Source organism: Neorhizobium galegae (assembly GCF_017877055.1).
Lineage (GTDB): Bacteria > Pseudomonadota > Alphaproteobacteria > Rhizobiales > Rhizobiaceae > Neorhizobium > Neorhizobium galegae_D.
In genome coordinates, this window is sequence record NZ_JAGIPG010000002.1 from 358,778 (window position 1) to 384,671 (window position 25,894).

29 protein-coding genes and 2 pseudogenes are annotated in these 25,894 nt (G+C 62.0%); 12 read left to right on the forward strand and 19 right to left on the reverse strand.

Features of this window, described 5'->3' with window-relative positions; all coding sequences use genetic code 11:
* Positions 1-15: 15 nt before the first annotated feature.
* From J2857_RS31395 to J2857_RS12030, 3 genes are all read right to left on the reverse strand, one after another.
* Positions 16-1,596, reverse strand: coding sequence for a sensor histidine kinase (locus J2857_RS31395; protein ID WP_210010414.1), 1,581 nt, complete (start codon positions 1,594-1,596; stop codon positions 16-18).
* Between the two features lie 139 nt (positions 1,597-1,735).
* Positions 1,736-2,350, reverse strand: coding sequence for a transglutaminase-like cysteine peptidase (locus J2857_RS12025; protein WP_210010415.1), 615 nt, complete (start codon positions 2,348-2,350; stop codon positions 1,736-1,738).
* Between the two features lie 130 nt (positions 2,351-2,480).
* Complete coding sequence (locus J2857_RS12030) at positions 2,481-3,284, reverse strand: alpha/beta hydrolase (RefSeq protein ID WP_210010416.1); 804 nt, start codon at positions 3,282-3,284, stop codon at positions 2,481-2,483.
* A 181-nt stretch (positions 3,285-3,465) separates the two neighbouring features.
* On the opposite strand from J2857_RS12030, the gene infC reads away from it, so the two are divergent.
* From infC to J2857_RS12060, 6 genes are all read left to right on the forward strand, one after another.
* Entirely contained in the window at positions 3,466-4,002 is a 537-nt protein-coding gene (gene infC, locus J2857_RS12035; RefSeq protein ID WP_210011655.1) for a translation initiation factor IF-3, read from the forward strand.
* Between the two features lie 196 nt (positions 4,003-4,198).
* A complete protein-coding gene (gene rpmI / locus J2857_RS12040; protein ID WP_007751830.1) occupies positions 4,199-4,402 on the forward strand; it encodes a 50S ribosomal protein L35 in 204 nt (67 codons plus the stop codon).
* 39 nt (positions 4,403-4,441) lie between these two features.
* On the forward strand, positions 4,442-4,846 hold the full coding sequence (rplT, locus tag J2857_RS12045) for a 50S ribosomal protein L20 (RefSeq protein ID WP_210010417.1): 405 nt from the start codon (positions 4,442-4,444) through the stop codon (positions 4,844-4,846).
* Between the two features lie 129 nt (positions 4,847-4,975).
* Positions 4,976-6,058, forward strand: a complete 1,083-nt coding sequence (pheS, locus tag J2857_RS12050) for a phenylalanine--tRNA ligase subunit alpha (protein ID WP_210010418.1) — start codon at positions 4,976-4,978, stop codon at positions 6,056-6,058.
* Positions 6,059-6,071: 13 nt separating this feature from the next.
* Positions 6,072-8,495 (forward strand): phenylalanine--tRNA ligase subunit beta, encoded by a 2,424-nt coding sequence (gene pheT, locus J2857_RS12055; protein ID WP_210010419.1) that lies wholly within the window; start codon positions 6,072-6,074, stop codon positions 8,493-8,495.
* 77 nt (positions 8,496-8,572) lie between these two features.
* A complete protein-coding gene (locus tag J2857_RS12060) occupies positions 8,573-9,190 on the forward strand; it encodes a hypothetical protein (protein ID WP_210010420.1) in 618 nt (205 codons plus the stop codon).
* 15 nt (positions 9,191-9,205) lie between these two features.
* Here the strand turns inward: J2857_RS12060 and J2857_RS12065 are convergent, their stop codons facing one another.
* From J2857_RS12065 to J2857_RS12075, 3 genes are all read right to left on the reverse strand, one after another.
* On the reverse strand, positions 9,206-9,565 hold the full coding sequence (locus J2857_RS12065; protein WP_210010421.1) for a nuclear transport factor 2 family protein: 360 nt from the start codon (positions 9,563-9,565) through the stop codon (positions 9,206-9,208).
* 76 nt (positions 9,566-9,641) lie between these two features.
* On the reverse strand, positions 9,642-10,637 hold the full coding sequence (locus tag J2857_RS12070) for an aldo/keto reductase (protein ID WP_210010422.1): 996 nt from the start codon (positions 10,635-10,637) through the stop codon (positions 9,642-9,644).
* 61 nt (positions 10,638-10,698) lie between these two features.
* The gene (locus J2857_RS12075; protein WP_210010423.1) at positions 10,699-11,649 is read right to left on the reverse strand and encodes an aldo/keto reductase; all 951 of its coding nucleotides are present in this window, start codon (positions 11,647-11,649) and stop codon (positions 10,699-10,701) included.
* Positions 11,650-11,840: 191 nt separating this feature from the next.
* On the opposite strand from J2857_RS12075, the gene J2857_RS12080 reads away from it, so the two are divergent.
* Positions 11,841-12,827, forward strand: a complete 987-nt coding sequence (locus J2857_RS12080) for a Gfo/Idh/MocA family protein (RefSeq protein ID WP_210010424.1) — start codon at positions 11,841-11,843, stop codon at positions 12,825-12,827.
* On the opposite strand, the gene J2857_RS12085 is transcribed toward J2857_RS12080, so the two are convergent.
* From J2857_RS12085 to J2857_RS12100, 4 genes are read right to left on the reverse strand one after another with little or no spacing between them, the layout of a single operon-like run.
* Positions 12,824-13,189: a hypothetical protein gene (locus tag J2857_RS12085; RefSeq protein WP_210010425.1), complete on the reverse strand. Its 366-nt coding sequence runs from the start codon at positions 13,187-13,189 to the stop codon at positions 12,824-12,826. The genes J2857_RS12080 and J2857_RS12085 overlap by 4 nt on opposite strands.
* A 7-nt stretch (positions 13,190-13,196) precedes the next feature.
* On the reverse strand, positions 13,197-13,559 hold the full coding sequence (locus tag J2857_RS12090) for a transporter (protein ID WP_210010426.1): 363 nt from the start codon (positions 13,557-13,559) through the stop codon (positions 13,197-13,199).
* 9 nt (positions 13,560-13,568) lie between these two features.
* Positions 13,569-14,267: a class I SAM-dependent methyltransferase gene (locus J2857_RS12095; protein ID WP_210010427.1), complete on the reverse strand. Its 699-nt coding sequence runs from the start codon at positions 14,265-14,267 to the stop codon at positions 13,569-13,571.
* The gene (locus J2857_RS12100; RefSeq protein ID WP_210010428.1) at positions 14,264-15,262 is read right to left on the reverse strand and encodes a glycosyltransferase; all 999 of its coding nucleotides are present in this window, start codon (positions 15,260-15,262) and stop codon (positions 14,264-14,266) included. The genes J2857_RS12095 and J2857_RS12100 overlap by 4 nt, the downstream gene beginning before the upstream one ends.
* A 125-nt stretch (positions 15,263-15,387) precedes the next feature.
* Between J2857_RS12100 and J2857_RS12105 the strand changes: the two genes are divergently transcribed.
* Entirely contained in the window at positions 15,388-17,241 is a 1,854-nt protein-coding gene (locus J2857_RS12105; protein ID WP_210010429.1) for a hypothetical protein, read from the forward strand.
* Between the two features lie 16 nt (positions 17,242-17,257).
* Here the strand turns inward: J2857_RS12105 and J2857_RS12110 are convergent, their stop codons facing one another.
* From J2857_RS12110 to J2857_RS12120, 3 genes are all read right to left on the reverse strand, one after another.
* Complete coding sequence (locus J2857_RS12110) at positions 17,258-17,488, reverse strand: hypothetical protein (protein WP_210010430.1); 231 nt, start codon at positions 17,486-17,488, stop codon at positions 17,258-17,260.
* Between the two features lie 139 nt (positions 17,489-17,627).
* Complete coding sequence (locus J2857_RS12115; RefSeq protein ID WP_210010431.1) at positions 17,628-17,900, reverse strand: hypothetical protein; 273 nt, start codon at positions 17,898-17,900, stop codon at positions 17,628-17,630.
* 18 nt (positions 17,901-17,918) lie between these two features.
* Complete coding sequence (locus J2857_RS12120) at positions 17,919-18,182, reverse strand: spike base protein, RCAP_Rcc01079 family (protein ID WP_210010432.1); 264 nt, start codon at positions 18,180-18,182, stop codon at positions 17,919-17,921.
* Here J2857_RS12120 and J2857_RS12125 point away from each other — a divergent pair.
* Genes J2857_RS12125 through J2857_RS12135 form a run of 3 tightly spaced genes read left to right on the forward strand, consistent with a single transcriptional unit; the run spans position 18,181 to position 20,688 of the window.
* The gene (locus J2857_RS12125; RefSeq protein ID WP_210010433.1) at positions 18,181-18,456 is read left to right on the forward strand and encodes a hypothetical protein; all 276 of its coding nucleotides are present in this window, start codon (positions 18,181-18,183) and stop codon (positions 18,454-18,456) included. The genes J2857_RS12120 and J2857_RS12125 overlap by 2 nt on opposite strands.
* Before the next feature lie 31 nt (positions 18,457-18,487).
* Entirely contained in the window at positions 18,488-20,095 is a 1,608-nt protein-coding gene (xseA, locus tag J2857_RS12130; RefSeq protein ID WP_210010434.1) for an exodeoxyribonuclease VII large subunit, read from the forward strand.
* The gene (locus J2857_RS12135) at positions 20,095-20,688 is read left to right on the forward strand and encodes an NAD(P)H-dependent oxidoreductase (protein WP_210010435.1); all 594 of its coding nucleotides are present in this window, start codon (positions 20,095-20,097) and stop codon (positions 20,686-20,688) included. The genes xseA and J2857_RS12135 overlap by 1 nt, the downstream gene beginning before the upstream one ends.
* On the opposite strand, the gene J2857_RS12140 is transcribed toward J2857_RS12135, so the two are convergent.
* The 4 genes and pseudogenes from J2857_RS12140 to J2857_RS12155 all read right to left on the reverse strand — a co-directional run bounded on the left by J2857_RS12140 (position 20,689) and on the right by J2857_RS12155 (position 23,609).
* Complete coding sequence (locus J2857_RS12140; protein ID WP_432420152.1) at positions 20,689-21,630, reverse strand: cyclase family protein; 942 nt, start codon at positions 21,628-21,630, stop codon at positions 20,689-20,691.
* A 110-nt stretch (positions 21,631-21,740) separates the two neighbouring features.
* Positions 21,741-22,027, reverse strand: a pseudogene (locus J2857_RS12145) (addiction module antidote protein).
* Positions 22,027-22,305, reverse strand: a pseudogene (locus J2857_RS12150) (type II toxin-antitoxin system RelE/ParE family toxin). The pseudogenes J2857_RS12145 and J2857_RS12150 overlap by 1 nt, the downstream one beginning before the upstream one ends.
* 50 nt (positions 22,306-22,355) lie before the next feature.
* Positions 22,356-23,609, reverse strand: a complete 1,254-nt coding sequence (locus J2857_RS12155) for an aminopeptidase (protein WP_210010436.1) — start codon at positions 23,607-23,609, stop codon at positions 22,356-22,358.
* Positions 23,610-23,688: 79 nt separating this feature from the next.
* On the opposite strand from J2857_RS12155, the gene J2857_RS12160 reads away from it, so the two are divergent.
* Positions 23,689-24,498, forward strand: coding sequence for a hypothetical protein (locus tag J2857_RS12160; RefSeq protein ID WP_210010437.1), 810 nt, complete (start codon positions 23,689-23,691; stop codon positions 24,496-24,498).
* A gap of 18 nt (positions 24,499-24,516) precedes the next feature.
* Here J2857_RS12160 and J2857_RS12165 read toward each other — a convergent pair whose 3' ends face one another.
* Both J2857_RS12165 and ybaK read right to left on the reverse strand, forming a co-directional pair.
* Positions 24,517-25,404, reverse strand: a complete 888-nt coding sequence (locus J2857_RS12165; RefSeq protein WP_210010438.1) for an MBL fold metallo-hydrolase — start codon at positions 25,402-25,404, stop codon at positions 24,517-24,519.
* A gap of 4 nt (positions 25,405-25,408) precedes the next feature.
* Positions 25,409-25,882, reverse strand: a complete 474-nt coding sequence (gene ybaK / locus J2857_RS12170) for a Cys-tRNA(Pro) deacylase (RefSeq protein ID WP_210010439.1) — start codon at positions 25,880-25,882, stop codon at positions 25,409-25,411.
* Between the last annotated feature and the right edge of the window lie 12 nt (positions 25,883-25,894).

A 25,894-nucleotide genomic window follows, 5' to 3' on the forward strand; every position in this document is an offset into this window, starting at 1 on the left:
CTGACGAGCCCCGGCTCAAGCCGCCGCTTGCGGCGCCTTGACCCGCGGCACCTCGAGCGAAAACACCGCGCCACCGTCGTTGCGAGTGGTGAACTGCCCGCCGAGTTGCTTGACGAAATTGGCGATCAGTTTGCTGCCCATGCCGCCGGCCCGGCCGAAGGCCTCGATGCCCGGCCCGTCGTCGCGGATGACGAGGTTCAGATTGTCGCCATCTTCACGAAGTTCGACGGAAAGCCTGCCGCTCTGGCGGCCGGCAAAGGCATATTTGAACGAGTTGGAAACGACCTCGTTGATGATCATGCCAAGCGGCAGGGCCTGTTCGCGATCGACGGTGAGCGCCTGTAGCCTGAGGTCGAGCACGACAGGCGTCTCGTAGCCCGAGGCGATGTCGGTGATCAGCTTGGTCGCATAGGGCGCCACCTCGACCTGTTCGAACTGGTCGTTCTGGTAGATCTGCTCATGCACGGCGATCATTGCGGCGATGCGCCTCGCCATGTCGTCGCGCGCTTCGACAGGCAGTGCCTGCAGCCGCACGAGCGCCAGCACCGCCTGGAGATTGTTCTTCACCCGGTGATGAATTTCCCGCAGCAGGAAGCGGTTGCGCTCCACCGCCTGCTCCAGTTCTTCGTTGCGGACCGCGGTGCGATAGAGAAGGCGGTTGATCCAGAAGGCGCCGAGGACCAGCAGCGCCATCAGCGGCAGCATGACCAGCGTGTCCGAAAAGAGATTGCGCCAGAACTGGTCGAGAACTTCCTGCCGTGCGATCGCCGCAAGGGCGATGAGCGGCCAGCCGGAGACCTTCCAGAAGGCGACGATGCGGGCATGGCCGTCGATCGGCGAGACCGGACTATGGTAGAAGCCGGAGGGCATTTGACGCGTCATCGGGTACCACGCGGTCGTACTGAGATCGATCGGGCGGGTTGTCGCCGGCCGTCGGGCCATCAGCCACCCGTCATCCTTGATGATCAAAATCGTCGAGTTCGGCCCGAGCCCCATCGAGGCCCAGAAACCGTCCAGGCTCTCGTTCGGGATGGTAATGCTGGCGATGCCCCGGAAAATCCCGTCTCGCTCGATCCGCCGTGCGACGGTGAAGGATGGCTTGCCGGCAAGGTCGTTGTCGAGCAGCCGGGTGAAACTCAGCTCCTGGCCATCCCTCAGGCTGCTGAAGTATGCGCGCTCGCTGTGATTGTCGGATGCATTTCCAGAGGCATTGCCACCGGCACTGGAAAAGCGGACTACGCCGGTGTCATCCAGAAGCGAATATTGAAAACCCGCCGGCAGTTGGCCGACAGCCCGCGACAGGTCGGCCGCAAGACCGGGCGAGCCATCGATCGGCCTGTCTCTCACCTCGGTCCCAATACGCCGCAGGGCTTGGTCGCTTGCTTCGATCATCCATTCCAGGTGGGCCGCGACCACATGCGCAGACGAGAGTGCGCGAGCTTCGCCTTCCTTCAGGGCAGTTTGGTAGTTTTCGAGGACAATAAGGCCGGCGACCGCCAGCAGGGCGACGGTGAACAGGCCGGTCAGCAGGATCGGGAGGGCGGGCCTCGTTGCACGGGGCGCGCGTAGCAGACCTGGTTTCACATCGTCACGCACAACCCGCTCCGGTTTCAGAGATTCCCTCCTAGCAGGTTGGGTGCGTCGGGGAAATGTCTTCCGACAAGGCGATACCAAAAACATTCGCCCGCAACCTTAGAGATGCGGGCGAGTGTTGAGTCGTACTCAAGGGTGCATGTTATTTCAACGCGCCGACCAGCAGGTCGCGGCCGTTTTCGATGGTGACCCAGCGTCCCGTGTTGAACGAGGCCTGACGCTTCAGGAAGGTGTAGGGCGTCGCAAACCAGGGCTTCACCTCGTTATCGAGGTTGTCCAGAATGAAATCCCCGTCGGACGTGCGCAATGTCAGGACCGCATGGCCTTCGCCGTCAGGCTTGCGGACGACGGTCATCAGGAGATCGGAAAGGGCAAAACCCTGCGCCGCCAGTTCCTTGCGCTTCTCGAGCGCAAAGTCCTCGCAATCGGCGAAATTGGTCGGATAGCTCCAGACCTCTTCGCGGCCGTAGACTTCCTTGTCCGTCTTGGCGATGTAGCGGGCGTTGACAGCCCGGTTGATCTGACGGACGGCAGTCCAGCCTTTTGCGCTGATCTTGGGGGAAGGGGCAGAACGGCTCTTGATGGAACATTCCGCCGCATATTTCTGGCAGAATTCGTAATGGCCGATCGGCTGGGAAGTGACGGCGCCGGTGACCATTGCGGCCATTGGCCTTGGAGCCGGAACTGCAGCACTCACTGGTACAAGTACGCTAACTAGGATCACGGCGAACCGCCGCGCCTGCAAGGCTATCTTCATGGACCCGTCCCTTCAAATCCTAATGAAACGTTAAGGGCGGACGGGAGAAAGAGTCAATCGGTGACTTTTGTTAACGGGTCATCGCTCGCATTATGGTTAAGGCTGCAACATTTTTGTCTCAGCCCAAAATTTAATCATTAAATATTAGGGCCAAGACCGCAGCTCGCAATTTTTCGATGTCCTGGGGCCTCGAGAGCCGGTGATCTCCGTCCCGGATCAGCGTCAGGACGACATCATCGGCCGGCAGAAATTCGATGAGCTTCAGCGCGTGGGCGTAGGGCACGTCCGGGTCCTTCATGCCCTGCAGGATGTGGACCGAGCAGCCGGTCTCTATAATCCCGGTCATGACCAGGTTTAGACGGCCGTCCTCGATGAGGGCGCGCGTATAGATGTTGGGTTCGGGACTGTACTCGGAATGCTCCTCGAAATAGCCGCGCTCGGCAAGCGACTGCCGCTCGACCTCGGTGAGATTGGGCTCGATGAGTTCCGCCGTGAAATCCGGTGCCGGCGCAATCAGCACGATGCCGTCGATCTTCGCAGCCTTTTTTCGCTTCCTCAGTTCCTGCACGAGGCGCAGTGCGATCCAGCCGCCCATCGAAGAGCCGACAAGGATGACCCGTTTCGGCTTGATGTCGTCGAGAACGGCGATTGCCTCCTCCAGCCAGCGCGAGATCGTGCCCTCGCGGAAGGCGCCGCCGGAGATGCCGTGGCCCGAATAGTCGAACCGGATCGAGGCAAGCCCGAGCTCGCCGGCAAGCGCGTCGAGCTCGACGGCCTTGGTGCCCGCCATGTCCGACCGGTAGCCGCCGAGCCAGACGAAAGCTGGTCCGGACTTCTTCTTGAGCGCTGCCCGTTGGATGACGGCAATCTGCCGCGCCCCGGCTCCGGAGCCGACGGTGATCGTTCTGCGAGTGAGGCTGGCTGTGTCGGTCATGGCGGAATCCCTGGGTTTTGCCGCGCTTATAAAACAGATTTTTAGGCATCCGACAGCAGGTGATTTTTTCGCAGGCCTGTGCTATTGACTTCGCCGTAGCGATCACGACATTCCCGTCGGCCGCAAGCCGGACGCTCTCGATGTGTCGCTGCGGTCCGAAACAATCTAGGAGAATACGACCATCCGCAGACCATTCAAAACCGATGCCCCTGTAAAGGACGGGCCTCGCTCCAACCGGGAAATCCGCATTCCCAAGGTCCAGCTCATCGATGCCGAAGGTGTGAACCTTGGTATCGTTCCGACCGAGCAGGCCCTCAAGATGGCTGAGGATGCGGGCCTCGATCTCGTCGAGATCTCGCCGAACACCGAACCGCCGGTGTGCAAGATCCTCGACCTGGGCAAGCTGAAATACGCGAACCAGAAGAAAGCGGCAGAAGCCCGCAAGAAGCAGAAGATCGTCGAAATCAAAGAAATCAAGATGCGTCCCAACATCGACACGCATGACTATGACGTGAAGATGAAGGCGATGAACCGCTTCTTTGAAGAGGGCGACAAGGTCAAGGTGACGCTGAAGTTCCGCGGCCGCGAAATGGCCCACCAGGAACTCGGCATGAAGCTTTTGCTTCAGGTAAAGGACGACACCACGGAAATCGCCAAGGTAGAAGCCGAGCCGAAGCTTGAGGGCCGCCAGATGATGATGGTGCTGGCGCCGAAATAAGCGCCCACCGTTTACCTTTAGCGGATTTGCCGGCATTTCGGCCGGGCTTTTGCCGCGTTTTTCTTTCCCATTGCGCTTTTGACCGACTGCGGTTATAAGCGCGCGTTCCGAACGGTCCGGCAGGGCATGCCGTGGCTGTTCTAAATGCTTGAAACCAGCATCGTCTGTGGTTTCGATACAAAACTGGAGTAGCAAAATGCCCAAGATGAAGACGAAATCGGCTGCCAAGAAGCGGTTCAAGATCACCGCGACCGGCAAAGTCGTTGCAGCCGCCGCTGGCAAGCGCCACGGCATGATCAAGCGGTCCAACAAGTTCATCCGCGATGCGCGCGGAACGATGATCCTTGCCGAACCCGATGGCAAGAAGGTTATCAAGAACTACCTGCCGAACGGTCTCTGAGACCCTCGTCACTTTTGGATCAGTTAAGGAGATCATGACATGGCACGCGTAAAACGGGGCGTCACTTCCCGCGCCAAGCACACCAAGACTTTGAAGGCAGCCAAGGGCTTCTACGGCCGCCGCAAGAATACGATCCGGGCCGCCAAGGCTGCCGTCGATCGTTCGCGTCAGTTCGCCACCCGCGACCGTCGCGTCAAGAAGCGCAATTTCCGCGCCCTGTGGATCCAGCGTATCAACGCTGCCGTCCGCGAATTCGGCCTCACCTACGGCCGCTTCATCGACGGCCTGAACAAGGCTGGCATCGAAGTCGACCGCAAGGTTCTCTCCGACATGGCAATCCATGAGCCGGAAGCATTCGGTGTTCTGGTTGCCGCCTCGAAGAAGGCTCTTGAGTATCTCAAGGACGCCGGCACCACCAACGAGTTTGAAAGCGCGGTTCGTTAACCAGCGCTTCCCAAGCTTATTAGCTCTATTGATTTTGGGAAACCCGCGCTGGTTACGGCTGGCGCGGGTTTTTCTTTTGCCCGTCACGTCCTCGCTATACACCTCGCCGAGCATCAAACGGAAAAAATCATGTCCGATCTGGAAAACCTGAAAACTTCGCTTCTGGCGGAAATCGCCGGCGCCGGTGACGAGGCGGCGATCGAGGCCGTGCGCGTCGGCGCGCTTGGCAAGAAGGGCTCCGTCTCCGAGCTCCTGAAGACGCTGGGCTCGATGTCGGCGGAAGAGCGCCAGACCCGCGGTGCTGCGATCAACGCACTGAAGAACGAGATCACCGACGCCATCACCGAGCGCAAGACGGTGCTGAAGGATGCGGCGATCGAGGCGCGCCTCAAGGCAGAGACGGTCGACGTCTCGCTGCCGGTGCGCTCCTCGCCTGCCGAGCGCGGCCGCATCCATCCGATCAGCCAGATCGTCGACGAAATCACCGCCATCTTCGGCGACATGGGTTTCTCCATCGCCGAAGGCCCGGACGTCGAGACCGACTACTACAATTTCACGGCGCTCAACTTCCCCGAAGGCCACCCGGCCCGCGAGATGCACGATACCTTCTTCTTCCAGCCCGACGAGAACGGCGAGCGCAAGGTTCTGCGCACCCACACCTCGCCGGTGCAGGTGCGCACCATGGAGGCGCAGAAGCCGCCGATCCGCATCATCATCCCGGGCAAGACCTATCGTCAGGACAGCGACGCAACCCATTCGCCGATGTTCCACCAGGTCGAGGGCTTGGTCGTCGATCGCAAGTCGCATGTCGGCAACATGCGCTGGATCCTCGAAGAGTTCTGCAAGGCCTTCTTCGAGGTCGACAGCGTCACCATGCGCTTCCGCCCGTCCTTCTTCCCGTTCACCGAACCGAGCTTCGAAGTGGACATCCAGTGCGACCGCTCCGGCCCGATCGTCAAGTTCGGCGAAGGCACCGACTGGATGGAAATTTTGGGCTGCGGCATGGTGCACCCGAACGTGCTGCGCTCCGGCGGGCTCGATCCGGACGAGTTCCAGGGTTTTGCCTGGGGCATGGGTCTCGACCGCATCGCCATGCTGAAATACGGCATGCCGGACCTGCGCGACTTCTTCAACGCCGACGTCCGCTGGATGAACCACTACGGTTTCCGCCCGCTCGACATGCCGACGCTGTTCGGCGGCCTCAGCGCGTAAGGGAGAAACGACCATGAAATTCACACTCTCCTGGCTGAAGGATCATCTGGAAACGGATGCGACCCTCAATGAAATCTGCGAACGCCTGACGGCGATCGGTCTCGAAGTCGAGGATGTCGACGACAAGGCGGCCTACAAGCCGTTCGTCATCGCCAGGGTCCTCTCCGCCGAAAAGCACCCGTCCGCGGATCGCCTCAAGGTGCTGATGGTCGATGCCGGCGACGGCAAGCCGGTACAGGTCGTCTGCGGTGCGCCGAATGCGCGCGCCGGTCTGGTCGGCGCGTTTGCGAAACCCGGCACTTACGTTCCGGGGATCGACGTGACGCTGGCCGTCGGCAATATCCGCGGCGTCGAAAGCCATGGCATGATGTGCTCGGAAAAAGAGCTCGACATGTCGGACAATCACGACGGCATCATCGATCTGCCCGAGGATGCGCCGGTCGGCAGCCCGTTCGCTTCCTATGCCGGCCTCGACGACCCGGTCATCGAGATCAACCTGACACCGAACCGTCCGGACTGCACCTCGATCCACGGCATCGCCCGCGATCTGGCGGCTTCAGGTCTCGGCACGCTGAAGCCGCAGGCAAAGCCGGACTTCAGGACCGAAGGCGAGACCTCGGTCGGCCTCAAGATCGTGCTCGACGACGAGCGGCTCTGCCCCGGTTTCGGTCTGCGCCTCGTGCGCGGCGTCAGGAACGGGCCGAGCCCGCTCTGGCTGCAGCAGCGGCTGAAGGCGATCGGCCTCCGCCCGATCAACGCGCTGGTCGATATCACCAATTTCATGACCTTCGACCACGGCCGGCCGATGCACGTCTTCGACGCCGCCAAGGTCAAGGGCGACCTGACGGTGCGCCGCGCATTGGACGGCGAGACGGTGCTGGCGCTCGATACCCGCGAATACAAGCTGAACCCCAACAACGTCGTCATATCAGACGACAATGGCGTCGAGTCGATCGGCGGCATCATGGGTGGCGAACATTCCGGCTGCGACGAAAACACCGTCGATGTTCTGATCGAATCGGCTCTCTGGGACCCGATCAACATCGCCAAGTCCGGCCGTTCGCTCGGCATCATCACCGATGCGCGCTACCGGTTCGAGCGCGGCGTCGATCCGGAATACATGGTGCCCGGTCTTGACCGCACCACCCAGCTGGTGCTGGAACTCTGCGGCGGCGTGGCCGCGCAAGCGAAGGTCGTCGGTTACAAGGGCCATCAGCCGAAGGTCGTCGATTTCCCCTATTCGGAAGTGAAGCGCCTGACCGGCCTCGAAGTCTCGACAGAGGAAAGCCGCCATATCCTGACGCGCCTCGGCTTCGTCGTTGAAGGTTCCGGCGACCGCGTCTCTGTGACCGTTCCGTCCTGGCGGCCGGATGTCGACGGCAAGGCCGATCTCGTCGAAGAGGTCATGCGCATCCATGGGGTCGACCAGATCAAGCCTGAGCCGATCGAGAAACTGTCGAGCGTCAATGGCAAGATCCTGACGACCCTGCAGATCCGCACCCGCACCGCCAAGCGGGCGCTCGCCTCGCGCGGCATGCTGGAAGCGGTCACCTGGTCGTTCATTCCGGAAGACCAGGCAAAGCTCTTCGGCGGCGGCGCCCATGCACTGAAGCTCGCCAACCCGATCGCATCAGACATGTCCGACATGCGGCCGTCGCTTCTGCCGGGCCTGCTCTCCGCAGCGCAACGCAATGCCGACAAGGGCTTTGGCGACGTGGCGATCTTCGAAGTCTCCGGCACCTACGAAAACGACAGGCCGGAAGGCCAGCGCCGCGTTGCCGGCGGCATCCGCCGCGGCACGGCCTCGATCAACGGCACCGGCCGTCTCTGGTCGAACAATGCCAAGGGCGGCGGCAAGCCGGTCGATGTCTTCGATGCCAAGGCCGATGCGCTGGCGGTGCTCGAAGCCTGCGGCCTGCCGATGGGCAATGTGCAGATCGAGAAGGGCGCACCGGAATGGTATCATCCCGGCCGTTCCGGCACGATCAAGATGGGTCCGAAAGTCGTGCTCGGTTATTTCGGTGAGTTCCACCCGAAGACGCTGGGCGCCCTGGACGTCTCCGGCGCGCTTTGTGGTTTCGAGGTCTTCCTCGATGCCATGCCCGAGCCGAAGAAGAAGGCGACCCGCACCAAGCCGCCGCTGGAGCTTTCACCCTTCCAGGTGGTCAAGCGCGACTTCGCTTTCGTGGTTTCGAGCGATGTGGAAGCCGGCGCGATCGTCAAGGCGGCGGTGACCGCTGACCGCAAGCTGATCACCGGCGTCAACGTCTTCGACGTGTTCGAAGGCGCATCGCTCGGCGAGGGCCGCAAGTCGGTGGCGATCGAAGTGCTGATCCAGCCGGTCGAGCGCACGCTGACCGACGAGGATTTCGACGCACTGACCGGCAAGATCGTCGCCAATGTCGAAAAGACCACAGGCGGCACTTTGCGCGCCTGAAACGGGTGGCCTGAATCATCTCCGAAAGATAGCCTGCCTCACGGATGATGTGGGGCAGGCTTTTTGTTGGAGGAACGATGCGCACACCGGGATCGATGAAGGGCCTCGAGGAACTCGGCCGGGTGCGGCTGTCGAAGAACTTCTTCTTCCGCGATTTCCTGTTCTCGGAGATCGCCAATTTCTACGCCATCCCGAACATGCCGGAAGACCCGGACCTGGCGATCGAAGCCGGCCGGCGTCTTTGCGAGGAACTGCTGGAACCCTTACAGGCGACCTTCGGGCGGCTGCATCTGCGCTCCGGTTATCGCTGCGCCAAGGTCAACGAATTCGGCAACCGCAACAACCTCAACTGCTCCTCCAATGCCAACACGGCGGCCGACCATATATGGGATCGGCGCGATGCCAAGGGTTTCATGGGCGCCACCGCCTGCGTCGTCTTCCCATGGCTGATCGACAACTATCAGGACGAGGGCGATTGGCAGAAGATGGCCTGGTGGATCCACGACCATCTGCCCTACAGCTCCATCATGGTTTTCCCGAAGCTCTGGGCCATGAACATCCAGTGGCATGAAAAGCCCGCCCGCCGAATCCGCAGTTTTGCCGAGCCGCGCGGCGTGCTGACCAAGATCGGAATGGCCAACAACGAAGGCGATCATTCCGAACACTACATCGGGTTTCCGGCACCAGAACAGTAAGCAATGACTAACGGTTCAGGAATGCAGGTAATAGAGCTTGTTGACGATCATCCAGCGGCCGTCGATCTTCAGAAGCGAAAGATAATCCGAAAACCGCATGCCGGCGAACTGGTCCACCACCTTGACGGTCGCGGCGTCGCCGGTGACGTCGAGCGTTTCGATCTGGATCAGCGGCTGCGTGCCGGCGGGGGCCGCGCCTTCCGAGGTGACCGCCCCGATGAACTCGTCGAGCGACAGCCACTCGACCGCGCCATCGTAATTGCCGATGATGCACGCCTTCGGATGAAACGCTTTTCGAAGCGCCGCTTCATGGGCAAATGTCATTCCGTCCACATAGAGATGGATCACCGCCTGAACGGCCCGCTCCTCGGACATCGATCTCCTCCCGTGTTAGCTCCATCATGCTAACACGGGAAGATGGAAATCCAAGGTTGCGTTAGCAAGGGCAAACTTAGCGATTGGTCCAGGCCATGGCCTGTGCCGCATAGCGGGTGCCGGAGAATTTCTCCGGGGCCAGCAGGTCGCCGAGCGTCTTCAGCTCATCCGCCGACAGCGAAATCTCGGTGGCGGCGACATTCTGTTCCAGATGCGGGATTTTTCTGGCGCCCGGGATCGGCACGATGAAATCGCCCTGGGCGAGAACCCAGGCCAGCGCCAGCTGCGCGGCGGTGACGCCCTTCTGGGCTGCCATGTCCTCCAGCATCTTCACCAAGGCAGCATTGGCGGCCATGTTCTCGGCGCTGAAGCGCGGCAGCGTGTTGCGGAAATCGTCCGGACCAAAATCCTCCGGCTTCTGGATCTTGCCCGTGAGGAAACCGCGGCCGAGCGGGCTGAATGGCACGAAACCGATATCGAGTTCGCGGCAGGTGTCGAGGATCTCGCCTTCCGGCTCGCGGGTCCAGAGCGAATATTCGCTCTGCAGGGCGGTGATCGGATGAACCGCATGGGCACGGCGAATGACGGCCGCACCCGCTTCGGAAAGCCCGAGCGCACGCACCTTGCCTTGCTTCACCAGTTCGGCCATCGCGCCCACCGTATCTTCGATCGGCACGTTCGGATCGACACGGTGCTGGTAGAAGAGATCGATCACTTCGACGCCGAGGCGTTTCAGCGAGGCCTCGGCTACGTCGCGCACATGTTCCGGCCGGCTGTCGAGACCGGACATGGCCCGGGCATCGGATGCATTCGGATCGATCCTGAAGCCGAACTTGGTGGCGATGACGACCTTGTCACGGAAGGGCTTCAGGCCCTTGCCGAGCAGTTCCTCGTTCTTGAAAGGACCGTAGACTTCAGCCGTGTCGAAGAAATTGACGCCGAGATCGACGGCGCGGTGCAGCGTCCTGATCGCCTCCTGTTCGTCCTGGCCGCCGTAACCGTGGCTCATGCCCATGCAGCCAAGGCCGACGGCGGAAACGGTCAGTTCTTTTCCGAGCTTCCTCATTTTCATGAGAGCCTCCTTTGTGATCGCAGAAAAACTGGCGGGCGTCTCGTGGCGCCCGCTGGATTGATCAGGCGCCGGCTTCGTTGAGCAGCTTCATCTGGTCGGCGGAAAGCGTCAGGTTGCCGGCGGCGATGATCGCGTCGAGCTGGCCGGTGCTGGTGGCGCTGGCGATCGGCGCGGTGACGCCGCGGGTCTGGATCAGCCACGCGAGCGCGATCGAGGCGGGCTCGGCATTGGTCTCGACCGAGACCTCGTCGAGGGCTGCGAGGATGCGCAGGCCCTTGTCGTTGAGATAACCCAGTGCCCGTCCGCCGCGTGCCTTGCCTTCGGTATCGGCCTTGTCGCGATACTTGCCGGTGAGGAAGCCGGAGGCGAGGCCGTAATAGTTGATGACGCCGATTTCTTCCTTCACGCAAAGATCCGCAAGCGGGCCTTCGAACGTGTCGCGGTCATAGAGGTTGTATTGCGGCTGCAGCACGTCGTAACGCGGCAGGCCGGCTTTCCTGGCGGCGTCGAAGGAATCCTGCAGCATCCGGGCGTCGAGGTTGGAGCAGCCGATCGCACGGATCTTGCCCTGTTCCTTCAGCTTGGCGAAGGCGCCGAGCGTCTCTTCGTAGGGGACCGTCTCGTCCGGCCAGTGGGCGAGATAGAGGTCGATATAGTCGGTCTGCAGGCGTCGCAGCGAATTTTCGACCTCTTCGAGGATCCACTTGGGCGACAAGTCCTTCTTGCCCTGGCCCATGTCGGACCCGACCTTGGTGACGATAATCGCCTTGTCACGGGAAATGCCGCCGCTCTTCAGCCATCTGCCGATGATCGCCTCGGACTCGCCGCCGACATGGCCGGGCACCCAGCGATTGTAGCTGTCGGCCGTGTCGATCGTGTTGAAGCCGGCATCGAAGAACCGGTCGAGGATGTCGAACGACGTCCTCTCGTCGGCGGTCCAGCCGAACACGTTGCCGCCGAGTACGACAGGGGAAATGGAAAGGCCGGTTCGGCCGAGTGCGCGCAGCTCCATGATATTCCTCCAAAATTTTTTAAATGAGTGGACGGGCTCGAGAAAGGAGCCTGAGATTAGCCGATGTTCCGCCGCCAACCAGTCCCTATTTTGGGCGGACGATCACTTTTTCAAGCGCCGCATCCGGCGTGCCGTTGCGTGGCTGCCGACGGGTCAATAAGGTGCGGCAACAACGCCATAGGGAGGCTCACATGCTGCGTTTCGGAATCCTGTCGACTGCCAGAATCGGTCATGAACAGGTGGTGCCGGCGATCCAGGATGCGGAAAACTGCGTCGTCACCGCCTTCGCCAGCCGCGATCTCGCAAAGGCGCGGGCGCTCGCCGACCGTTTCGGCGCTCCACATGCCTTCGGTTCCTACGACGAGATGCTGGCCTCCGACGTCATCGACGCCGTCTATATTCCGCTGCCGTCCAGCCAGCATGTCGAATGGTCGATCAAGGCGGCGGAAGCCGGCAAGCATGTGCTTTCCGAAAAGCCGATCGCGATCAAGGCGAGCGAGATCGAAGAGCTGATCAAGGTGCGCGACCGCACCGGCAAGCTGATCTGCGAAGCTTTCATGGTCACTTACGCACCGGTCTGGCTGAAGGTGCGCGAGCTGCTGAGCCAGAAGGCGATCGGCGAGCTCAAGCACGTGCAGGGCTCGTTCAGCTATTTCAACCGCGACCCGTCCAACATGCGCAACATCCCGGAACTCGGCGGTGGTGCGTTGCCGGATATCGGAGTCTATCCGACGATTACGACACGTTTCGTGACGGGTGAGGAGCCGCAGCGGGTGCAGGCGCGGGTGGAGCGCGATCCCGGTTTCGGCACGGATATCTATTCCAGCGTCAAGGCGGATTTCGATTCGTTCGAAATGACCTTCTACATCGCCACCCAGATGGCCGCCCGCCAGCTGATGGTCTTCCACGGCACCGAGGGCTATATCGAGGTCAAGTCGCCCTTCAATGCCGGCCGCTGGGGTGCGGAGGAAATCGAACTCACCAACCAGAACCACGCCGTGTCGCAGATCTTCCGTTTCCCCGACAGCCGCCAGTACAAGCGCCAGGCGGAAGCCTTTGCGAGGGCGGCCCAAGGCGAGCCGGTTGAAATCGTGACGCTCGAGAATTCGCTGAAAAACCAGAGGTTCATCGACGCCATCTATCGCGCCGGCGGCCATGACGGCTGGGAGGCGGTCTAGTCCCGCCAGCGGCGGATGCGGTATAGCCCGAAGCCGCCGAACAGCAGTGTGCAGGCCCAGGAAAAGCTGAGATGCACGAGCGGCTGCACATGCGGCGCGCGCGACGCGAGCGCTGCAAAAATTCCATAGTTGAGAACAAGGCCGATCGTGACGAGCGGCCAGAGACCGGGCTGATGCCGCTGGTTTGCAGCGGCGGGCAGAAGCCTGTGCAGGATCGATGCGCTAACGAGGCCAACGCCAAGCGATATCAGCCGGTCGAGAAGGGTGCCTGCCTCGGTTTGCGTGGTCTGGATCTGCAGGAGCAGCGCATCGACGAACACCAGCAGCGCAAGAAGAATGGCAAACCGGGTGCGGAGGGCCATCGCGCGATCAGCCGTTGATGGCCAGCAGACCGGCGAAGATCAGCACGGTCCCAAGCGCATATCGCAACGTCAGCGGTTCACCGAAGAAAAACTGCGCCAGCAGCGGCACGAAGCAGAAGGTCAGCCCCATGAACGAATAGGCGAGCGTCAGCGGCACGGACTTGAGCACATAGATCCAGATGATCGTGCCGAAACCGTAAAGCGCCAGTGCTGCGATCAGCACCGGATTGGCCGCGAGCGCCAGAAGCCCGCGCAGCGAAAGATCGCCGGCGGTGGAGCTGGTCATCTTGAACAGAACCTGACCCAAGGCGATCAGCAGCGGCGTTCCGAGAAGCCCGAGCCAGGTGATGGGGGAAAGCGAAACGAACATGAGACGTCCTCAGCCCGGCCGATCTTCGCTGTAGAAGATGTCGCGGCCGATATCTTCGCAATCATAGACCTCCGGCACCGGATGGGCGGCGCGCAGGAAGGAATGCGTGTAGGCGAAGAAGTTGAAATGCGGATTGAACGTGTAGCGGGATTCCCGTTCGCGCGGCACGACGATAATCAGCCGCTTTTTTGCGATCCGCCGCAGTTCCGCAATCGCTTGTCTGTATTCCAGAACATGCTCGATCACGTGGGTGCAGACCACCGTGTCGAATTCGCCGTCGGCAAAGGGCAGGTCTTCGATCTTGGCGGCGACATATTCGACACCTTCGATGGCGGCGGCATCCTCGACGACGAAATCGACGCCGACAAGGCGCTTGAGTTCGGGATGGGCGGCGCGGATATGAGTGAGCAGCACGCCGGTGCCGCAGCCGACGTCGCACACGCTGGTGCCGATGATCATGGAATTGATGCGCCGGATGCAGGCCGCCGAATTGTCCGTGCCTTCATGGACGCGCGGATGATTGCGGTAAAGGTCCGCGTATTCCTCCGCGGTCAGGAATGGCGCCCGCTCCCGGAAACGGGCGAGATGGCTGATATGGTCGCCCCAGACGCGCTTGGCGAGCCAGAGGAAAAGCGGCGAATCCCGCAGGATCGGCGGCAGCAGGTCCTCGATGACGAAGCGGATGCGATTGGTGGTTTCCCGGTTCATGCCGCCTTTGTCCCACGGCGCTCGGGCTTGGTGGTGATCGGCGCAGGATCGGCGACATGGATACCGGCCGGCAGGCTCATATAGTGGATGCGGAGCTGTTCGGCGCGGGCGCGGGACACGGAATCGAGGATCAGCCCGGCGGTGAAGATTAAGAGCGACACCAGCATCAGCACCAGCGAAAAGACCCAGGTGGGCATACGCTCCACCAGGCCGGTCTGGAAATAGGCGACGAGGACGGGCGCCATGAAGACCAGGCTTGCCGCCATGAAGGCGCCGCTGATCAGGCCGAAAAACGCGAACGGCCGCGTCTCCTTCATCAGCATGGCGAACATCCAGAGGATTCTGGCGCCATCCTTGAAGGTCGAGAGCTTGGAATGCGAACCTTCCGGGCGCCTTCTATAATCGAGTTCAATCTCGCAGACCGGGAGCTTCAGCAGCGATGCATGCACCGACATCTCGGTTTCGATCTCGAACCCGCCGGAGACGGCCGGGAAGCTCTTCACGAAACGGCGCGAGAAGGCACGGTACCCGGAGAAGATGTCGGTGAAGTCGGGGGCGAACATCGTCCGGTAGAGGAAGTTGAACAGCCGGTTTCCGGCCGCATGACCCTGTCGGCCGGCATCCGCATGCACGCCGCGGCGGGTGCCGACCACCATGTCGGCGCGCTCGGTCAGAAGCGTGCGGACCAGCTCCTCGGCATCCTGCGGCGCATAGGTGCCGTCGCCATCCGCCATGATGTAGACGTCCGCATCGATGTCGGCGAACATGCGCCGCACCACATGGCCCTTGCCCTGCCGGCGTTCGCGCATCACCAGCGCGCCCGCGAGCATGGCCTGAAGTGCGGTGCCGTCCGTGGAGTTGTTGTCGTAGACATAGACCCGCGCCCCTGGCAGCGCCTCGCGGAACCCGCGCACCACGCCGGCGATGGTCGTCGCTTCGTTATAGCAGGGCAGCAGGATCGCGATGTCGAAATGGCCGGTCAGGGCGTCGGTCATGTTGTTCACTCGATACATGGAAAACCGAACGCGGGAAGTCTCCCGTGCCGCGGCTTTACTATTTCTTGGGAAGGTTAAGGCTAGGTTTCCTCGACCCTCGAAACAGGCGAAAAGTCCGGACGGCGATGACGGAAAATGCAGCAGACACATCCTTTTCGAGGACGGCGGGCGGGGCCGCAGTGCCGCTTTTGTCGCGGCTTCTGCCGGCAGTGGCTCTTTATGCGGTCATTGTCGCCGTAGCGGCGCTCGCGTTTTCCCTACCGGACGCCACCGACTACCTCGGATCCGACAACGACGACGTCATGCGGCTCGTCGAGATCCGGGATTTGCTCGCCGGCCAGAACTGGTTCGATCTGACGCAGTACAGGCTCGGTCTCGAGGGCGGCACGCTGATGCACTGGTCGCGGTTGATCGATCTGCCGCTTGCGCTGCTGATCCGGCTGTTTTCGTCCTTTCTGACCCAGGACGAGGCCGAAGCCGTCGTCGTAACAGTCTGGCCTCTTCTTTTGGTGCCGCTTCTGCTCCTGCCCCTCGGCCTGGCTGCCCGCCGGCTGGCCGGCGTTGCGGCCATGCATATCGCACTCGGCCTCGGCGCGCTCTTCGTTCTCGGCTGTGTCCGGTTCAAGCCCGGCTCGATCGACCATCACAACGTCCAGCTCATGCTCGTCATGTGGATCGCTGCCGTGCTGGTCGATCCGCAGAGGCGGGCATCGAGCTATATCGTCGCCGCCATCGCCTGTGCGCTGGCACTGGCGATCGGCGTCGAAACGACGCCCTTTATTGCCGTCGTCTGCGTCTGCGTCGCGCTTCAATGGGTCTGGCACGGCCAGGCATTTTCCCGACCGGCCCGCTTCTTCGGCCTGTCGCTGGCGCTGTCAGTCTCGGTGCTCTTCTTCCTGACGATCCCGCCGCGCGCCTATGCGGTCGTCACCTGCGACAACTTTTCGTTCGGCTTCTACGGCCTTTCCGCGCTGGGAGGGGCCGCGCTGTTTCTACTCGCGAGCCTGCCGAGACAACCGGATCGCACCGTCCGCATCGTTCTGGCCGGCGTCACCGGCGGCCTCCTTCTTCTGACCGCCCGCGTCATCGCGCCACAATGCCTCGGCGATCCGTTGAGCACGCTCGACCCGCTGCTGGTCGAGCTTTGGCTGAACGGCGTGACGGAGGCGCGTTCCTTTTTGGCCGAGGCCCGGGCAGAGCCGGAAATGGTCGGCGGATTCTATGCTGTCGGCTTCTTTGCAATCGTGGTCTGCCTTGTCCGCAGCCTGAGGCGCGAGGAGACGGAACTACATCTTGTGCTCCTGGCGCTGATCGGCGCCTCATGGGGCATCGCGCTGCTGCAGGTGCGGGGCGCTTTCTTTTCCAATATGCTGGCCATCCTGCCATTGTCGCTTCTGATCACCGATCTGCGGCGGGCTTCCGTGGCCGATCCTCAGAACCCCAGTGTGGCCTTTGCCTATATCAGCGCGGTGCTGATGTCCGTTCCGCTCGTCTGGGCTCTGGGCGGCGCGCTTGCGGTGCATGGCTGGAAACAGGCGGCCGACATGCGGACGCTCACCAAGGCGGGCATTTCCGATGGCGAGGTCGGTGAATGCGGGGATCCGGCGGATATGGCCGCGTTGGCCACATTGCCTGCGGGCGTCATAGCCGCACCCTCGAACAGCGGGGCGGATATCCTGCGCTGGACCCCCCACAGGGTGCTGACGGCCCCCTATCATCGAAACCAGAAAGGCATGCTGACCGAACTCTACATCGGTCTCGCCCAGCCGGGGGAGGCAAAGGCCTTCCTGAGAGGGGCCGGGGTGACGGCGCTCGCCTTCTGCAAGACCGATCCGCAGACGGATGCCCTGATCAGGCGCAAGCCGGACGGGCTCTATGCCAACCTCGCTCGCGGCCAGGTGCCGGATTATCTCCAGCCTTTCGGACAACCAAGCAAGAGCGGTTTCCGCCTCTACAAGGTGCTGCCGGACAAGAATTGATCGTGGATGAAGTGCCTTATGCCTCGCGGCGGGCATCCAGGGCGAAAAGACCGGCGAGGAACGCAATCAGTCCGGTATTGTAACCGAGAACGGCGATCAGGAGATTGAAAAAGGACGCCGGGCTGGGTGATACGGCAGTCGCGAGCGCAAATGTCGCGGCAATCAAAACAGCGATGAGGGCGATCGAAAACGCGGACCGCATCATGCCGACGCAAATGCCAATCGATGCAGCGGTCAGGAAAAGCACTCGGATATCTCCTCATCGGCTTCAAGGGAACGAGCCTATTAGCAATTTGCTAATAAATGCTTTCGCTCCAATGCGTGGCAGGCGTCACGCGTTCCGCGACGATTTCGATACGATCTGATTCGGTGCTGCCATGCCATGTTCAGTGGCTCGTGTCTTTGCCGGAAGCGACATGATCCACAAGATATGGCGTCAACGAGGACGGCAATTCTCCCCGCCAGACAAGCTGGACATGGTAACCGGAGACCGGACAGGTAAGGGCGACGACCTCGCCCTCGAACTCGGCTGTTTCTGCGGTCGGCTTACTGATGATGCCGTCACCCGAGACGGCATCGAACGCAATGCCGATCTCGCCGAGCACGGATATGGCTTGCGGTCGGTCTTCGAATCGGAGCAGCAGAAGTTCACGCCGCATCGCCGCTCACCGTTTCCCTCAGACGAGGCCGGCGATCGCCACTGCCGTCGTGCCGGTCGCGAACACGCGGGTCACCCGCAATGGAAGCAGGCCGCCAGCCGGTACGTTCGACAGCGTCAGCGTCTCGCCGGACAGCATGCGGACGGACAGATGGCCGCCGGTCCCCACATAGAGCGCGCGCGTCGTCTCCGGCAGGTCGGCACTGTCGCTGGGCGTGATCGCAAATCCGGAGGAGGCGGGGCCGGAAAGCGAGGCTTGGGTATTGGCGAAACGGTCGGGCATGGACGAAATCTCCTTGAATATCGCTCGCCATCATTGTCGCTCTCCTCTCTCGGGCGGGGAAAATGCGAGGCTTAAAAAAGCGCTGGACCCGCAGGTCTTCCGTTTCTCCCAGAAAAGGAAATGTGGCGTGTCCGGCAAAAGAAAAGATGCAGTGTCAAATGCTTGGCTGCGAAGCGGCGAACGGCTGGGTTCCCAACGCATTGTCGGGCCGGCCTTTCGAAGCTGCCCGTTTGCGGGCTGCATCTTCCCCGTTTCCGTCGTCTGGAAATGGTGAAATCGCCGCGCTCTTCCTTTAGAAGAAAGGGATGACCAGTTTGCTCGACAACGATTCGCCCACGAACCTCACCGAGTTTTCGGTGTCGGAGCTGTCCGGCTCGATCAAGCGCACGGTGGAAAATGCGTTCGACCACGTGCGCGTGCGCGGCGAGATTTCCGGTTATCGCGGCCAGCATTCCTCTGGCCACGCCTATTTCTCTCTGAAGGACGACCGCGCCCGGATCGATGCCGTGATCTGGAAGGGTAGCTTCCCGCGCATCAAATTCCGCCCTGAAGAGGGGATGGAAGTGATCGCGACTGGCAAGATCACCACTTTTCCAGGGTCTTCGAAATACCAGATCGTCATCGAGAACCTGGAGCCGGCCGGTGCCGGCGCGCTGATGGCGCTGCTTGAAGAACGCCGGCGCCGGCTGGGCGCCGAGGGCCTGTTCGACCAAAGCCGCAAGCGGCCTCTGCCCTTCCTGCCTCAGGTGATCGGCGTCGTGACCTCGCCGACCGGTGCCGTCATCCGCGATATCCTGCATCGCATCTCCGACCGTTTTCCGGTGCATGTCATCGTCTGGCCGGTCAAGGTACAGGGCGAGGGATCCGGCGACGAGGTGGCGGCCGCGATCCGTGGCTTCAACGCGATGGCGCCTGGCGGGCCGATCAGGCGGCCGGACGTGCTGATCGTCGCGCGCGGCGGCGGCAGCCTCGAAGACCTCTGGAGTTTCAACGACGAGGCGGTGGTCCGCGCTGCCGCGGAAAGCCAGATCCCGCTGATCTCGGCTGTCGGCCACGAGACCGATTGGACGCTGATCGACCACGCCGCCGACGTCCGTGCGCCGACACCGACAGGTGCCGCCGAAATAGCGGTGCCGGTCAAGGCGGACATGCAAGCGCAGGTCGCCAATCTGGCGGCCCGTCTGCGAGGCGCCGCCAGCCGTCAGATGGACCTGCGCCGCCAGTCGGTGCGGGCGCTGGTCCGCGCGCTGCCGTCCATCGACCAGTTGCTGGCTTTGCCGCGCCGTCGTTTCGACGAGGCGGCGGCGGGTCTCGGCCGCGGGCTGGAGCGCACGACGGTGGTCAAGCGCCGCGGTTTCGAGCGGGCCTCTTCGGGATTGCGGCTGGACCTGTTGACCAACCGCCTTGCCCAGCACCGGCAAGTGCTGGCCGACCGGCTGATGCGCGGCGACCGCTGTCTGGAGCGGCAATTGCTGAAGGAGAATAACCGTGTCGCCAAAGCCGGCGCCTCGCTTTCGGCGCTGCCCGCAAGGCTGCTCGGCCAGTTGCAGCGCGAGCGCCAGCATCTGGCGTCGATGACTCGTCATGCGGATACGGCGATCTCGCACGCGCTGACACGCGGTCGCGCGGCAATCACCGCGCAGGATCGCGTCCTGCAATCGCTCTCTTACAAGAACGTGCTGAAACGCGGCTTTGCCGTGGTGCGCGGCGCGGACGACCAGCCGCTGACGCGTGCCGCCGGTATCGGCGAAGGGCTGGCGATCTCGGTGGAATTCGCCGATGGAAGGATTGCGGCGGTGACCGGCGAGGGTGGCGATCCTGCGGTTCCGTCCGCGGTGCCGCCTCAGCCCAAGAAGCGACCGGCGAAACCGGATCCTGCCGGCGAAGCGCCGAAACAGGGCACGCTCTTCTGATGCATGTCCTCCTGGTGCTTGCCCATCCGCTGCCGGAAAGTTTTGCGCATTCGGTGGCCCGATTGGCGCGCGAGACCCTGGAAGCCAACGGCCACACGGTCGACCCGCTCGATCTTTACGCTGAAAGTTTCGATCCGCGGCTGACGGAACATGAACGGCGCGGGTATTTCGATTTGCCCTACGATGCGTCGGAGGTGGCAGATCTGGTGGCGCGGCTGCAGAAGGCCGAAGCGCTGATATTCGTCTTTCCGCAATGGTGGTTCAACCTGCCGGCGGTGCTGAAGGGTTTCTTCGACCGGGTCTTCGCGCCAGGCATCGCCTTCCGCCACGACAAGGCTGGCGGAAGGATCGTCCCGCTGCTCACCAACATACGCCATTTCTGGGTCTTCACGACCACAGGTTCGCCCTGGTGGGTGGTGAAGTTCTACATGGGCGATCCAGTGCGCCGCCAACTCAAGCGCGGCATCGCTGTCTTCTGCAACAGAAAAGCCGAGTTCTGCATGTTGGCCCTGCACGACATGGACCGCGCCACGGCAGACAAGCGCGGGCGGCATCTGGAGCGCGTCAAGGCCGCGCTCCGATCCTTGCGATAGTCAGCGCACCCGCATGCCGGCCTTCTCGTCGAAATGCAGCGGCTTGTCGAATTTCGCAAGCGGCGCCTCCGGCACCGAGCCGACCGTCACGCCGAATTGCCAGTCCGGCGGGCATATTGCGATATAGCGGGCATAACCACCGACACCGCCGCCGAATTTCGGATAGCCGATCGCCACCAGCGCACCTGTTTCCGGTACCTTGTCGAGGTTCGCCACCCCTTCCGCCTGCGCGAAACCATTGTGCATCAGCCAATGCTCACCTTCGAGGTTCGGCGTCGTATCGGTATCGAGCGGTTCGTGGCCGTGAAAGAGGATCTTGCGTTCCAGATGCAGGAATTTCAACGCATCGAGGCCGACGCCGGGAAACGGCGTTGTCGTGGAAAGCGATGGATCCGGCCATTTCTTGTACCAGCCGGAGCGCACGAACACGACCGAGCCTTCCGGGATCCTGCCGTTCTTCTTCTCGAACTCAGCGATGTCGGAAACCTGCAGGTGATAACCGGCGTCGGTCTTCACCTTGTCCTCGATGTTGATGACGACAAGCGGCCGCACGGCATAGGTGGCTGGAAGTTCGTCGATCGCCGCATATTCCGGTGCCCAATGGGCCGGCGGATCGAGCTGCGTGCCGAGCTGGTCGGTGGCGAGATTGTAGGTGGAGGCGGCAAAGCCGTGCTTCTCATAGGTGAAGGTGTCTCCCTTCTTGGCATAACCCTCCAGGTCGACGCCAGCCGCAGCCTGGCCGAAGGCCGATTTGCCGAAGCCCGCCCAGACCGGGATATTCGGCGTGATGGTGTGGGTGAGGTCGACATATTTGGCACCCTTGAGGATCTCGTTATAGACCTTCCAGAGGCCGGGCTCCTGGGCGGGGGCGCTGGTGACGGGCGCAATGGCGAGAAGTGCTGCGCCGAGCGGTGCAGCCAGACGCATAAGAGAAATGGGCATGCTGTTTCCCTCTTTTCGGATTGTCCTGATCAGCGTGAGCCGACACATAGAATGTGCCGGCACGATCAGTTTCCTGCCGTAAAAGAGGGAAAGTCAACTCTGCCGGGAAATCAGGAATGGACCTTGGCAGTCAACGCGATCCCCAACGATTTCATCACCGCAATCGTCGTCTTGAGCGTCGGGTTGCCGGTGGCGCTGAAGGAACGGTAGAGCTGCTCTCGGGAAAGGTCCGTGTCCTTGGCAATCTGCATCATCCCTTGGCGCGGGCGACCACCCCCAAGGCATGCGCAATGTAAGCCGCGTCCTCCGTCTCGAAAGCTTCGGCCATAAATGCTGCAATCGCCTGATCAGAGCCCCAGTCTTCGGCTGGATCATAAGCGGTCAGTTTTTCAGCCATCACACACTCCATTCCATCGCGAGTCGCTTCGCAGCCTTGATGTCCTTTGCCTGGCCTGCTTTTGTCGCCGCCACAGAGTAGAACGATCAGGACATTGCCACGCTGCTGAAAGTAGGTGCGGTAGCCCGGGCCGTAGTGAATGCGCAGTTCGCTGACACCTTCACCAACGGGAGCCGATCACCAGCATGCCCGAAAGCGAGCCGGTCCAGACGCGAGACTATCAGTGCGCGAGCGCGCTCGTCCTTCAGAAACGTTTCCGTCTGCTTGAGCTCGAACACGGACCACATGTAGTTTAAAAACTACATGTGGTCCGTGGATCATGAGCTTATCAGGCCCACTCACCCTTGCGCATCACCGGCACCTTCGAGCCGTCGGCGCGGACGCCGTCGATGTCGACCTTGTCGGAGCCGATCATCCAGTCGATATGGATCAGGCTCGAATTGCCACCCTGCGCCTTGATCTGGTCCGGGCTGAGCGTAGCCCCATCGAGGAAGCACTTCGAGTAGCACTGGCCGAGCGCGATGTGGCAGGAGGCGTTTTCGTCGAACAGGGTATTGTAGAACAGGATGCCGCTTTTGGAGATCGGCGAGGAATGCGGAACCAGCGCCACTTCCCCCAGCCGGCGGGCGCCTTCGTCGGTATCGAGCACCTTGTTCAGCACTTCCTCGCCCTTTGAAGCCTTGGCCTCGACGATGCGGCCGCCCTCGAACTTCACCTGGATATTGTCGATCAGCGTGCCCTGGTGCGAAAGCGGCTTGGTGCTGGAGACATGGCCTTCGACCTTCAGCGCATGCGGCGTGGTGAAGACTTCTTCGGTCGGGATGTTCGGGTTGCAGGTAATGCCGTTCTTGGCGGTGGAGGCGCCGCCATGCCATTCGTGGCCATCGGCAAGGCCGACCGTCAGATCGGTACCCGGGCCGGTGAAATGGAGCGCGGAAAAGCGCTCGCCGTTGAGCCATGTCGAACGCTTCTGGAGATTGGCGTTATGTTCCGCCCAGGCTGCGATCGGATCGGAGAGATCGACGCGAGAGGCTGCGAAGATCGCGTCCGCCAGCTTGCCGACTGCGACGTCTTCCGGGACGTCCGGGAAGACCTGACGTGCCCAGGAGGGGTTGGGGTAGGAAACGATATTCCAGTTGATGTCGAAATTGGCGATCTTTTCCAGCGCCGGCTTGTAGGCCATGGAATTGGCCTTGTTGGCGCGCGCCACTTTGGCGGGATCCTGGCCGGAGAGCATCATCGGGTTGTCGCCGGAGATGGCAAGCCGCGCGGCACCGTTCGCATAGGCCCTGGCCATGCCCTCGTAGAGCCAGTCGGACGCCTTGTCGAAGCTTGCATCGGGCGCGTATTCATAGCGCGCGAGCGTCGTCTCTTCGTCGGAATAGAAGGTCGAGACGATGCCGGCGCCGGCGATATACGCATGTTTGGTGAGGAGCCGCACGAGCGGCAGGGCGGCGAGCGGTGCCGTGATCACCAGATCCTGGCCCTTCTCGAGGCGCAAGCCAACCTTGATGGCGACTTCCGCCAGCTTTTCGAGCTTTTGAGGATCGACGACGGTTTGAAAATTCGGCACGATTGTCATGTTGGACCTCACCTGATTTCTGTGATCGAAGAGACTTAAAGAGGTTTGGGGCAAAATTGAAGCTGAGGGAACCATGTTCATGAAAACCGCCTTGCTGTGCGCCGCTCTCTTCGGCGCCTCGGCCTCTGCCTGTCTCTCGGCCGACTTTGCGGCGACCATGTTCGATCATCAGGTGGCCATCGCATCCGATAACGATGAAGAGAAACTGACGATCGACGGCAGGCAAGTCCATTCCAACCGGTTCCTGATGATCGAGAATATCGGTCTGGTCGCAGGTGTACCGTTCGTCTTGGTGGTGAGCTCGGACGGCGGCAATGCCTGCCCGGGTTCGCCTCTTGTCGTGTCGTTCCCGCAGGGTGGTGAGCCGCGTGTCGATGAGCCGATAGACGATTGCCGCGGCGCCGCCTCGATCACCACGGAGGATGACCACCTTCTGCTTGCGACGCAGTCGGTTGCCGGCCAGCCAAGCCTGCGCTGGACCTGGACGCCCGAAAAGGGCTTCGCCGAGGCTGGCAAGGTCGCCTTCCAGCCGAATGCGGCGATGGGGTGGGACGACATGAAAAAGGCGGAGCACCCGTCCGACCTCCTCGGCATCGGGCCGATCGCCGAGGCGGCAAATGCGATGCTCGGCGAGCATCGGCAGGAGTTCGAGAAGTCCATCACCGGGCCCGGCAGCGGTATGTTCAAGAACGGCTTCTATATCGGCGAAGCCTGCATGCCGCATATGTGCACCGAGGCCGAGGCGTTGATCGCCGCGGATATCTCGGCGAGAAAGCTTTATCTCGCCTGGAAGCCTGCGGGTAGGAAGATCATCCTGCGTCCAGCGGTCCGCAGATGGCCGGCACCGGCGCTCGCCGCTCTCAAGCAATGGTCGGCAAAGTGGCCGTGACGATGGGATAATGGCCGCTCAGCGCTGCAGCGCCGCCTTGACCGCGGCGGTGTTGCCGGCATGGACCTCCTCGTAAGGCGCGAAATAAAGCACGGCGCCTGAGGCGATTTCGTCCTCGACGAAGGATTTCAAGGAGGGATCGATATCCTGACCAGCGGCGATTGCGCCCGCCATGCGGCGCAGATAGGCGCGGTTGGCCTCGACGAGGTCCGGCCCGTAACCGCCCGCAGCAATCCGCTCCGCATCGCCGTGCGCCGGCAGGATTTTTGCGATCGGCCAGGCGGCCATCCGGGCAAGCTCCGCGATATGCGTGCCGATCTCGGCGGCTTCCGAAATATAGGTGACGGTGTCTTCCAGCGTGTCGCCGGCGAGCAGAAGCCGTTCTTCCGGCATCCAGACCACGTTGCCGTCGGCGCTGTGGATGGCGAAATGGTGCAGTTCGATCCGGCGGCGCCCGACGGTCAGCTCCAGCCGGCCGTCGAACAGGGTGGTCGGCATGACGAGCGGTGAGATCGGCGGGTTGGCACTTTCGATCTTCTCGCGGTTTTCTTTCAGCTTCTCGGCCGTCAGTGTCAGCGCGATGATCTCGCAATCGGAAAAGACGGCGTTTCCGGCGACATGATCCTTGTGCCAGTGGCTGAGCACGATGCGGACCTTCGTAACGCCACGCGCTTCCAGATGCGTGCGGATCGCTTTCGCATGGTCGAGCGAGATATGCGTGTCATAGACCAGCGCCTCGTCCTGATCCACGATGGCATAGGAGGCGACGCCGAGCGAATAGGCGCCGTCGTCCAGCCAGTTTGCGCTTTTCGCATGGAGCCGCTTGCCCGATATCCGGCCGTCATAATAGGCGAAGATGCCGGGATAGGGTTCGAGAATCCGAAGCGTCGAGGTCATCTCACTCATGATTTCATGCCACCAGCGGCGCGGCGACCGCCTTCAGTGCATCGCGGGCCGCCTTGGGATCAAGCCGCACCTGCAATCCGCGCTGGCCGCCGTTGATGAAGACATGCGGCTCGTCGAGCGCGGTGATCTCAATCGCGGTCGGCACGAGTTTCTTCTGTCCGAAGGGGCTGATGCCGCCGACATGATAACCCGTCGCCCGTTCCGCATCGGCGGGCTTCATCATGCTCGCGGATTTGCCCCCGAACGCGGCGGCGAGCTTCTTCATCGAAACCTCGTGATCCGAGGGCACCACGACGCAGACCGCCCTGCCGTCCACCGCCGCCATCAGCGTCTTCAAGACACGGCGCGGTTCCTCGCCGATCGCTTCCGCCGCCTGCATCCCGATCCGGTCCGCATTCGGATCGTAGTCATAGGTGACGGTGGTGAACGCGACGCCCGCTTTTTCGAGCATCTGGGTGGCGCGGGTTGTCTTGGACATGGATGAATCCTG